7 protein-coding genes are annotated in these 12715 nt (G+C 31.1%); all 7 read right to left on the bottom strand.

The window, feature by feature from the left end; genetic code table 11:
- Positions 1-168: 168 nt before the first annotated feature.
- Complete coding sequence (locus JJE11_RS06365) at positions 169-3930, bottom strand: hypothetical protein (protein ID WP_291633740.1); 3762 nt, start codon at positions 3928-3930, stop codon at positions 169-171.
- A gap of 174 nt (positions 3931-4104) precedes the next feature.
- Positions 4105-7869, bottom strand: a complete 3765-nt coding sequence (locus JJE11_RS06360; RefSeq protein ID WP_291633738.1) for a hypothetical protein — start codon at positions 7867-7869, stop codon at positions 4105-4107.
- 38 nt (positions 7870-7907) lie between these two features.
- Positions 7908-10001: a hypothetical protein gene (locus JJE11_RS06355; protein WP_291633736.1), complete on the bottom strand. Its 2094-nt coding sequence runs from the start codon at positions 9999-10001 to the stop codon at positions 7908-7910.
- 8 nt (positions 10002-10009) lie between these two features.
- Positions 10010-11065, bottom strand: a complete 1056-nt coding sequence (locus JJE11_RS06350; RefSeq protein ID WP_291633735.1) for an Ig-like domain-containing protein — start codon at positions 11063-11065, stop codon at positions 10010-10012.
- A 229-nt stretch (positions 11066-11294) separates the two neighbouring features.
- On the bottom strand, positions 11295-11780 hold the full coding sequence (locus JJE11_RS06345; protein ID WP_291633734.1) for a hypothetical protein: 486 nt from the start codon (positions 11778-11780) through the stop codon (positions 11295-11297).
- A gap of 12 nt (positions 11781-11792) precedes the next feature.
- Positions 11793-12203 (bottom strand): hypothetical protein, encoded by a 411-nt coding sequence (locus tag JJE11_RS06340; RefSeq protein ID WP_291633733.1) that lies wholly within the window; start codon positions 12201-12203, stop codon positions 11793-11795.
- A gap of 194 nt (positions 12204-12397) precedes the next feature.
- Positions 12398-12553 (bottom strand): hypothetical protein, encoded by a 156-nt coding sequence (locus JJE11_RS06335; RefSeq protein ID WP_291633731.1) that lies wholly within the window; start codon positions 12551-12553, stop codon positions 12398-12400.
- Positions 12554-12715: the final 162 nt, after the last annotated feature.

Genomic DNA, 12715 nt, shown 5'->3' with positions numbered 1-12715 from the left:
GAGTTTGGCCGCCGACTTCCTTCAGATTCCATCTCGCGATGGACACCCTTGTCTTAAGCTATGCACTTGGCACTATTAACCCGTGCTAGGGACTTTCACCCATTAGATTGCGCCCATGCCGGGCGCACAATAAAAAAGAGATAGCATAATACTATCTCTTAAATATCATTAAAATTCTCTATGTTGTAGCCAATAACCACCTCCCCCATCAATCTTAATATAAACATCATAAGTCTTAGTTATACCATATGGATAAGTAGCTTTGAACTTAAATTTTACAGTTTTGTTCGGCCAATTTATCATTGATTCATCCCATAAATCACCTGTCCAAGTAGCACTTGCTGTTTGGACTAAGTTGGTACTAAATGTAGTTCCTTCTATTGAAACAGTTACATCAAGTGCATTACCTCCGGGTGTTGTAAATGCAAGTAATGAGAAATTCTCACCCGGGAAAAATACATCATACGTTCTTGGGGAATCGTCTGTACCGGTCTTAGCTCTATTGTATTTAATTCTATTGATATTCCATTCAGATGTATGATTAACTTGTCCAGTTAAGGTATAATCTATAACACTAAATTCAACAAGGCGTAATGCTGACCAACTAGATGTTAAATAACTACCCCTCGCTGAAGGGTCGTCCCGTACTTTCTTGGTTAAAATATAACTACCACTTAACAATGTGCTTAAATTAGGCTTTGTTGAACCATAATTTTGAGTTTTAGATATATTACCATAACCATCTAATGTTAAAATTGCCCAACTCTTTTCAACAATTGGGTCTCCATCTGGGTCATAATCATTATAAGGAGCTGTATCGGTAATATTGTTTGTAGTTCCAAGCATCATAACGTTTGTATTTAGAAAGAAATTTGCTGTAGGAGAATCATTCGTTTCTAATACTTCCCCCCCCAAACTAATTATATAAGGGTATGACCAAGCACCTTCTAGGTCTTGTACTCTTAAACTAACTTGATATAAATGATATTTTAACACTGTAGCAGGCTTTCCAGATTGCCAAGTTCCTAAAACTCCAGGTGTAGTTTCTATCCATTTCCATTCTTCTGCTTGTATTCCCTTATCAGGTAAAGGTTTTAATATTTTAGATGTATTACTGGTCAGCGTATGGTCAATGTCGTAGGATGAATCTGAATAGCGTACAGTTGTTCGCAATGGAGATCCTGTATAATCACTAGCACTCCCATTTGTCCATGTGGATGTATTATAGGTTAATTCCAAATTATCGAGTGTAAAAGTACCAAAAATAGCAGCATAATCATCTTCTCCATGATGCCTACTATATGGTGCGGTATAGTACGATGCTATGACTAAAGTGTGCACCCCTGGAGAAAGAATTAATGAAACGACTGAATTAATATTTCCTGATCGTTCTGAAGTTGTTCCATCTATTGTTACGGTATAATTTTGATTACCAGTTGCAATATATTTAAATACTGCATTGCTTGCATTTGCAGGAACATTTAAAGTAACTGTAGCTGAACCATCTTGTCCTGATGTTCCAACAGTTGTACCTTTTAATGCATTACTTCCTCCATATCCACCAGTTTGTATGTTGCAATATGAATTATAAGATACTGGTATGTCATTTTCACCATTAAAATCTGTAATTAAACTTGTTGTAGAAATAGTTTCACTAGGTATAACAGCTTTAAACTTTGCAATCGGTCTTCTGTGAGCAAATATATCTAATTGGTTTGATTGTTCGCTCCATTTGTCATAATCACTGAAATCTGAATCGTTTGTCGGTTTATCTTGTACTTGATAAGTAGTTTTATACTCCCCTGTTTTAGTAAATTTAGTTATAGGAGAACTCACCCATTGTCCGCTTGTACTTAAAGTTCCTGTGCTATTAGAAAAGAATGTTGGATCATGTGTGTACATCCATCTTTCAGATTTTTTAATGTCCTTTTCCCTGTCATTGAAAGATGTATTATACTGCAAAACATCTTCATCTACTATAACATATTTTACAAAATCTTCTTTGTTATTTGAATATTTGGTTAATATGTCCGTTAATGCTTGTGCATAATTGCCTGTATCGTACAAATGTCCATCTTGTGTACTATTGGATAACGTTTTTAGTGAAATCTCTTGCTTATTAATTACAGTAGTATCCATGTAATCAAGCATAGAACTAGGAGTAACTATATAATTCGCATAATTGTTAGACGATAAAAATGACATAAAATTGTGTTTTAGTCCTAATAATGGGTAATAGGAACCAAAATCATTAGATGCAAAGTCTTTGCTAGTGTTATCACTTACGTATAATAAAATTCTATCAGCTTCAGCCCTGTAAGTTTTATTAACAACATCCTCAGTATTCAAAGAATAAACAGGATGTATCCCACTAAAGTTATAATTAGTGTACCAAGTAGCCCCATATTTTGTAATAGCTGTGCTATCCGCTTTCGCTGTTACTGAACTAGTTGAACTTATATTATAATCATAATGTTGTGTAACATCGTCCAACCACACATACCCTGTCCATGCTCGATATAAACTAGTTGTACCACTTGTACCTGTTTGTGAAAATGATGGTCTAGTATCTATATCAAATAAATCAGTTGAATCCATAACACCAACTCGAGTATAACTTCCTGGTTCTATAGATAACAAAGAATGATTTATATATCCGAACATATATGTATATGGACTATGTGTAGTAAATCCACCACCTTTAAGCCTCCATATTGTGTTATCTTTTTTAATTATTTTTGTGTATACACCATACATATACATTTGTTTAATTTCTCTTGAATCTAGTAATGGGATTATTGTCGTATTCAAAGTAGCTGGAGCTGTCCTTTCACCACTAGCATTCATTCCAGTATATGCCATATAATAAGGTTCTGACCAACCAAATTGACCTTGATTATAGCCAATTCCATAACATTTTCCAGTAGTATCATTCATTCCAATAATTGATTGTGTTCCAAGACTAATTCTTGTTATATTTGACATTCCCGGTATTGTTTGAAAACCACTTGATACCAAATAATTATCAATACTATACATATAAGAAGAACTACTTGTAGTATATGGTATATTCATAGCAGGCTTATAATATCTTTGGTAATAATTATAAGTCAATAAACCTAGATTTCCAGAATACTTAACAGTACCATTAGTCATTAAAACACCAATTCCATTATAATTACTTTCTATATCAGCTACACCAGTCATAACTTGTCTCATTCCAGTATATGGAGTAGCATGAGAATTCCACATTGAATTACCATAAGAGCCACACATTTGAGTTGCATTACCTGACATGTATAATATACCATCTGTTGTTAATATATACAGAGCATGTTTTGAAGCCCCTATTTGTTTTACATTGCCTGAACTCCATATAGTACCGCCAAGTGGTGGACTCTCTCCCATAGTGTTAAAATAGTCCGTTGGATTATTATATGCAAATGATATTGTATCATCATTGTTCCAAGTCATTTTACCAAACCCACTATGTAGTATTCTTTTATAATTAGGAACAGTAGTACCATAACCAATGTCTACCCTTGCACTCTCACTACCATCATAAGATGTTGGCCCTGTTCCTGTGTCAGATGGTGATCCATCCCAAATTTGCTGTGCATAAGTATCTCCTACATGGTACCCATTTGATGTATCTTCTGTGTATACTTTTGCATCTACATTTTTGCCAAACAAGCTGCTAACAGTAGCATTAACAGAAGATACTAAATTTGATTTTTTACTTCCTGTATAGTCCGTCATTAATACTAAATCTAGTTTCTTAGGATGTACTACGGTTGCAGATAATCCAGCATAAGGAGCTACATTAATAATCTCCCCTGTCTTATCTGCCTTATCTTTTGCATAACTTATAGTAGAAATTAAAAAACTTGCTAAAGCTACAATAGATATAAATTTATATATTTTATTCAAACTATTTATCATCTCCTAAAAAAACATGTATGTGTTTTTATTTATTTTCTATCATATATCAATTATATTACAATAAATTTATTTCCGCAATAATGTTTTTATTAAGTTTTTTCTAATTATATAGATATCAATTATGTAAAAAAGAGATAGCATAATACTATCTCTTAAATATCATTAAAATTCTCTATGTTGTAGCCAATAACCGCCTCCCCCATCAATTTTAATATAAACATCACTAGTTTTGGTTAACCCATACGGATAAGTAGCTATGAATATAAATTTTACAGTTTTGTTCGGCCAATTTATCATTGATTCATCCCATAAATCACCCGTCCAAGTTGCACTTGCTGTTTGGACTAAGTTGGTACTAAATGTAGTTCCTTCTATTGAAACACTTACAGATTGAGCATTAGCTCCTGGCGTTGTAAATGCAAGTAGTTCAAAATTTTCACCCGGGAAAAATACATCATACGTTCTTGGGGAATCATCTGTACCGGTCTTAGCTCTATTGTATTTGATTCTATTGATATTCCATTTAGATGTATGATTAACTTGTCCAGTTAAGGTATAATCTATAACACTAAATTCAACAAAGCATAGTTCTGACCATAAAGCAGGTGGTGTACTAGGATTATCTTCTACCTTTAACACAATATAATAATCGCCTACTGCCAATATTGATAGATTAGGTTTGTCTTCAGCATAATCATTTATTAAAAAACCGTTTTGGTCGTACAATCTCCAATCCCAATGTGCAATAGGGTCTCCATCCGGATCGAATGAAAGGTCTGTTATAGTATTGGTGGTTCCTACAGTCATAACATTTGTATTAAAAATAAACTTTGCTATAGGTGCATTATTAGGTTCAACAATTTCAGGCATATTGTCCCCTAATGTAAATATAGAAGGATTTGACCAAGCACCTTCTATATCCTTAACTCTTAAAGAAATTTGATAAATGTGATCTTTGGTATAAGTTGAAAGTTTCCCTAATTGCCAAGTACCACCAACACTATTAGTAGCATCTAACCATTTCCATTCTTCTTGGGTTAGTCCTTTGTCGGGAAAAGAACTTAATTCTCTTAGATTTTCATTTGAATTTGTATGATCTATGTCATAGGATTTATTGCTATAAGTTATATTTGTTTGCCCCGTTGGTGAATAATCACTTGCACTTCCATTTATCCAAGTATTAGTATAATAAGTAAGTTGCAAATTATCTAGTATAAATGTACCATATATTGCAGGATCATATTCCCATTTTCCATCTTCTCTATGCCTATATATAGGTCTATAAATTGCATGTACTTTTAATGTATGTGTTCCAGGACTAAGTGGTACCGAAATAGCAGATTCCATATTATAGGAATAAGATAATGTCCTAATACCATCTAATTCTACTGTATAATGATCGCCTTTTACAGTATAATTAAATATAGCATTAACACTATCTTCTGGCACGTTAATAGTTACTGTTGCCAAACATTCCTCATCTTCATCTGATCTTGCTAAACCATTGAGTGCTTTAGTGTCAAGATATCCATTATTTTGTATATCGCAATATTCACTATTATAAGAAGTTACTATTTCATGTTTATTATCAAAATCTTCAGTTAAATTCACTTCATTTATTAATTTTTTAGGAATTTTTGCTGAAAATTTAGCTATTGGTCTTCTATGTGCAATTATTTCTAGTTGTTCTGTTTGATTACTCCATTTATTATAATTATCAAATTGAGGATTCAATGAAGGTTTATCTTGTACTTGATAAGTAGTTTTATATTCTCCTGTTTTATTAAATTGAGTAATAGGAGTACTCACCCATTGGTTATTTGTACTAATAGTTCCAATAGGATTTAAAAAAACATTTGGATTATGATTATATAACCATCTTTCATCTTTTTTAGTATCATTTTCTTTATCTGTAAATTGTGTATTATATTTCAATATGTCTTCATCTACTATTACATACTCATTAAGTGGTTCTTCATTATCTGAATACCTAGCTTCTATTTCATTTAATGCTTGAGTATAGTTTCCTTTGTCATATAGATGTTTATCATTTGAGCTATTAGAAATTTGACGCAATGAAACTTCTTGTTTTGTACATGTGTCCTCAATAAAATCTAAAATAGAGCTAGGAGTTACAATATAAACTCCAAAATTATTTTTACCTATAAAAGACATAAAACTATAATTAAGTCCTGTCATTGGATAATAAGAACCTAAATCTTTAGAAAGAAAATTTACATTAGTATTATCACTAATATAAAGTAAAATTTTGTCTGAACCTTCACGATAAGTTTTATCAATAACTTCATCTGTGTTAAGAGAATATATTTGCTTTATACCATTAAAAAAACCACTTGTTGTTTTAGTAACATTAGTAGTAGCATCTAAAGACCTACTAATTGTACTGCCATCTTTTTTTACAATAGTGCTTCCGGTAACATTAATAGAATAAGTATATTTAGTAAGAAAACAATTTACATTATATCCTAAATAAGGACTATATGTAGGATTATCAGTTCTTACAGTTGTACAACCATAACTAGCAGAATTATCTATTTCAAATAATTCATCTGATTTTAAAATACCAGTTTGTGTATATGTTCCTGCATCTGAAGAGTATAATTCTCTAAAAAAGGATGTAGATAATCCATTTTCTGGAGCAATTGATGTAACTCCTCCTCCTGTTAATCGCCAAATTGTATTGTCTTTTTGTATTACTTTTGTATATAATCCATACATATAAAGTTCTTTTATTTTTCTAGCATCTAATAATGGTATTTTTTTAGCATCTAATACAGTCGGGAGTATCATCTCTTCGCTCCAAGAATCTACAGTACATTCACGAAAATATGGATCTCCCCAACCAAACTGACCTTGATTATAACCAACGCCAAAACATTCGCCTGTATTATCATTTAATCCTATTATAGATTCATTTCCTAATTGTATTCTTGTTATATTATTCATGCCTAAAATTTTCTGTGATCCATCAGTTACTAAAAATCTATTAGTAGTATAAGTATATACTCTTTCATTGTCATGTTTTGTATCAACATTCATAGATTTTCCATAAATCGAAGAATAGTCATCATTATCTTTTTCTAACCCAATATTCCCTCTATAATAAACATCACCATTAGTTTTTAGTACAGCCAGACCATTATAATTAGATTTAAATTCTTTTACATCTGAATATAATAAATTCATTCCAGTATATTTATCAGGATTATCACTCATATAACTATTCCACCAATCATCAGCCATATTACAAGGATCTCCTGACATATATAATTTATTATCCGTAGTTAAAATATATAAAGCATGTTTTGATGTTCCAATATTTTTAATATTTGTAGGTGCATCAGGAAGAATAAATTCTTCTCTAGTTTCAGTAGGAGCTTCTCCAATTTGATAAGTAGCACTAAACGAAGTCCATTTAAAAGTTACTGAATTATCATTCTTCCATGTAAAAACTCCATAACCGGTATATAATTGTCTTTTATACATACCTAAAGAATTATTAATATCTATATTTTTAATATTAGCCTTGCCTCCAGAATAAGGTACTATCGAACCAGAACTTTCGGTAGGTGTTCCAGCATATTCCTGCCTAAAATAAGTTTCACCTGTATATAAATTATTATTTATATCTTCTACATATACTTGAGCATCAACATTTTTACTATATAAATTACTTACTTTATTGTTAATCTCATTTATTAATGTTGATTTCTTAGTTCCTGTATAGTCAGTCATTAGCACTAAATCTAGTTTCTTAGGATGTACTACGGTTGCAGATAATCCAGTATAAGGAGCTACATTAATAATCTCCCCTGTCTTATCTGCCCTATCTTTTGCATAACTTATAGTAGAAATTAAAAAACACATTAAAACTATAATAGATATTAATTTATGTGATTTTCTCAAAATACCCCCCCTTATAAAAAGTGCTACCCCCTAGCACCCTAATATGTGTCTCCTTTTTTCTTATCATCTATAGTTATGAATTGTTCTATTGTTGTTTGTCCAAATTCTTCCTTAACAACTAAATCAAATAAGTACTTTCCTACATGAGTAGAATCAAAAGATACCTCTTGAATATTCCCCGTATTCATATTATCTATATTAATTAATTTAAAATCTTTATACATGCCTATTGGTCTCCAATGGAGGTTATTACTAGCATTAGTTGGCATTTGTTTAGTCCCATTGAAACTTAAATCATATATATAACACGTTTCTTCATTAAAGTTTCCATCATTATCAGAATCAAAAGTTACAAAATAAGCTCTTTTTGCTATAATATCGGCATCCTCTGATTTACTTAAATCACTTATTTTAAAAGTACCTTGGTATAGCCCATTTGATGCAGGATTATCAGGGTCTCTTAATATAGTTTCTGCTAAAGTGAAATCTGCTACCGGGTCTTTATCTTCCACAATTACAAATGTATTTTCTCCTGTATTACTTATTCCATAAGTATTGGTTAATGTTAATTTTGCTTTATATGTTCCGGCTTTTTTAAATACAAAATCCATAGTTTTTGTACCATTATAGCTAGTTGCAGTTTTTATATCTGTAGCTGCACCACCACTTACCGCTGTTATTTCCCATTCAGCTTTTGTCCAATCTAATTCAAATCTTTGAGAACCTGAATTAGAATTTATTCCATCTAAAGTCACCTTTCTATTCTCTTTTAACGTACCATTCGTATTTATAATTACATATGGTACTGGTGCTATAACATTTGTTTCATCCTCAGCATATGCACCGTCTCCAGTAGTATCATAAACCGTTAACCCAAATTGTTTAATACCTAAACTCATAAAATAAACTGTTCCGCCTTTATCTTCTAAAAGTCCATACGCATCATGAGGTTTGTTCCAAAAATATTCTAGTTCATCACCCTCTGGATCTTGTCCTCTTCCACTTACATATATATCATTACCCATAACAACCGTTGGAGGAACATTAATTGTCACGGTTGGTCCTTCATTTTCTATATCAATAACATGTGTTACAATATCACTCCAAACGTCAGCAGAATTTTTAACTTTTAAAGTTAAAGTAACACGACCATTTACAGTTATATTCCCTTCTGTGCCTGTCAACGATTGTCCGTTATTTGTAGTCCATAAATATTCGGTTATAGCTAATCCTGTAGGATCTATACCACTTCCTTTAACCTCTACTGTAGTGCCAGTGTGCGTGCTAGTTGGTGCGTCAATAATAGCAATAGGTTTGCTAGTTACTGCTTCTATATCAATAACATGTGTTACAATGTCACTCCACACATTATCAGAATTTTTTACTTTTAAAGTTAAGGTAACAGGAGCATTTACAGTTATATTACCTCCTGTACCTGTCAAAGATTGTCCGTTACTTGAAGTCCAAACATATTCAGTTATTGCAAATCCTGCAGAGTCTGTACCACTTCCCTTAGCTACTACTGTAGTACCAATAAAAGCACTGTTCGGTGCATCAATATTTGCTATCGGCTTACTAGTAATTGTTTTTGTTACAACACCACTGTATACCCCAATATCTTCAAGGGTACTTCCGTTATAATACCAATCTGAATGACCTGGAACAAGATAAGCTGGTTTTGTTGTAAATGAATAAGTTTTTGTTGTCCTTCCGTCAGCTCTTAAACCATTATAACCCTGCACTAAATGTCTATCCCACCCATAATATGGGTCTGTATCCTTGTCTAAATATAAAGTTCCTGTGTATCCATCTTCATCAGAATAATTAACTGTTGGTGGTAAATTTGTTACTGTAGTAGTACCGCCTTTATATATCCATCCAAGTGGCGAGACTACTGTTCCTGCTGTTCGGTCATCCGTAGTTCTTGTTACTTGATTATCTAGACTTCCAGTGTATTGCCACATTTCTTTACTGCCTAATACACTATCACCATTAACCGCACGAACACTAGATTCAGGTCTATAATCGTTAATTTGTTTAGTAAGTACCTGCGCATTTGCACTATACTTAAAAAACAGTAAATTCATTAAAAAAATACCCATTAATAAACCAATAATTTTACATAATTTCATTTTTATTTTTACTCCCTTATATATAATTGTATTATAGTTAATTCCTTAGTATAATTTGCTTCTATACGAATATTACCAAAGTCCTTTTGACCACCGAAACCATCAATATCATTGCTATACAATTTATAGTTTTTTACAATTTCATTGGAAATATCATCACCTTGTTCACCAAATAATATTTTATTAATTTTATTAAAAGAATTTATACTAGCATTATCTAAAAATTGAGTTCCCATATAAACTGTTCCTAATGGCTTGTAGCCATCTGAATATGACAGATTACTGTAATCAAGATATGGTGTTTCATTAGTATATAACCCATAAGAAAAAGCAAAATCAGTTAATCCCATAACTTTTGTTCTAGCATATGATATTTTAACACGGTCATAATACATTAAGCGTTTCTTTTCATCACCATAACTTAAAGTAGTATACATTTGCGGATTTATTATTGTATTTGCAATATCATAAAAATCTGTTTTTAATTTACTATTATAAGCAGTAGGAATTGTATAACTAGGTTTTATATTTGTTCCCAAATCATTAAAATCTTTTAATATAATATCTTTTTCACTTACAGTAATATCGCTATAATTAGATATAGTTTTTATATCACTTCTAGTAAAAACTGACGCTTGAATTGTTGTTCTTTTAATTATGAATTTCATTTTCACTTCTTCTAATAAGCTTAAATTATTAGTATCTTTTATATCTTTTTTTACTGTTAAAGTATATACTGCACCCTCGATATATCCCTCAGTTGGTGGCTTAACTAATGCAACATTATCGCTCCCTATTAGCCTATCTACACTAACATTTACTTCATAACCTAAAAAATTAGTAACCTTTATATTATTTTTATTTATAGTTTTATAATCTATATCTTTGTTAAAAGTAATTGTAAATTTTTTATTTTTATTCACTGTCATTACTGGTAATTCTTTAGATTGAGTAGTGGTAGTATTAATAGCTAAATTTGAAGCATATGTTTTTGTTGGTACTGAAATACCACTTAACGTTAATATACCTACTAGCATCATTGATATAACTGCTTTACTTTTCATTAAAATTCCTCCCCTAGAAATATTGATTTTTATTAAATATCTTTGTCTTATTTATTTTCTTTATGTTATATATATTATACCATATTTTAGAGTAAAAGTACAACAAAATAGAGTAATATATACAAGATAAAAAAAGTATATTATTGATTAGATGACTTATTTTCTTTATCTTATATACTACTTTTATTAATAAAGTGCTAAAATTAATTCTTTTAGCACTTTATCGTACTCACCTTGTTTTCCATGCATGAGCTGATACCCTAAATGCAGTTGGTGGATTTGTAATTAGTCTATATCTTGTCTTACCAGCATTAATAGCTATAACTACTGTTGGTGATGTAATAGCATGTGTAAGCATACCGGAAGGGTCTGTATATAATAATGGGTATACGGTATTAGAGTCATCTAAGAATGTTATTGTATATGTTATTTTATCTTGCCAATAAGTATTAGCTAGTGGCACAAAATTGTTGTCTAATTTAAGATTATATTTTATTATCTCCTCTACTGCTTTAGTTCCTTCACTTTGATTAAATACATATTTACCATATCTATATTGAGATTTATCAAAATATTGCGCTCCAGCAACAGCAGCTTCTTGACACACACGTTTTAGTCTTAACATTTGTTCTTGGTGCATATAGTTATCCTGCTTATATGAGAGCCAATTTAAACTAAGTAATACTATGGCCCAACCAACAATAAACTGTTTCATAATTTCTCTCCCTTAAGGTAGTAATTCACTTGCAACTTCATTTTCCATTGAGTAATTAACTTGATTTGAGCTTTCAGAAATACCCCAAAAACTACTATTTGCTAAGAACTTTTTTATTGGAACTGAGACTTTAAAGTGAATCATTTGTGACTGATTGAATACATCTGTACGATATTTAGGAGATGAATCTCCTGTGAATTGTATATCTGCAACATTAAGATATAAAGCATTTGATAATTCTAGTTTAAGACTATTTATATTACTCGTTGTAAAACAACCTTCAATTCTTGCTGCTTGTGCATGTTTATCTACTATCGCAGTATAAGCTACAACTTTAGAATGATTAATTTGTCCTGCAACATCTTGACAAGGAAACCACATTAACATCGGAAATAAAAATAATGCAACTAAAAATTCTTTCATATGATACCTCTTTCTGTGATTTACCTTTCCTTGGAATTTAGCAAGTGCAAAATAATATAATAGAGAAAAATAGTGAGGAGAAACATAATAAGGACATTAAAATTCATATGTAACCCTCCTCCAAATTTCTAATATATAACACGATACACTAACTGATTACCTAAAGAAAAATTCCACTTCTCTATTTTAAGATTTTACCAACCTGCCATTTCTGTCATGTGTGTAGCATTATTTTCATTTACTGCTGCACCTGTTGATTTCATAGAATTTGCATCGTCCCCATTAATTAAAGTACCTCCGATATAAAAAGCTAAAATTACAGTTGCTACAACTACTAAAAATTCTTTCATATTCTCACCCCCTTTACATTTGAGATAGTGTAAACACTATCTTTGTTTTATTTATTTAAAACCTTGCTAATGCAAGGATTGTAGCTATTTTTAACAAAAAAAACAATGACCCCCTCTTATTTGATATAATTGTTGTATCTAACTCAACAAAAATCCCAAAAG

This window comes from Clostridium sp., from assembly GCF_016650095.1.
GTDB lineage: Bacteria > Bacillota > Clostridia > Clostridiales > Clostridiaceae > Clostridium_AD.
This window is presented reverse-complemented; position numbering and strand designations above follow the sequence as displayed.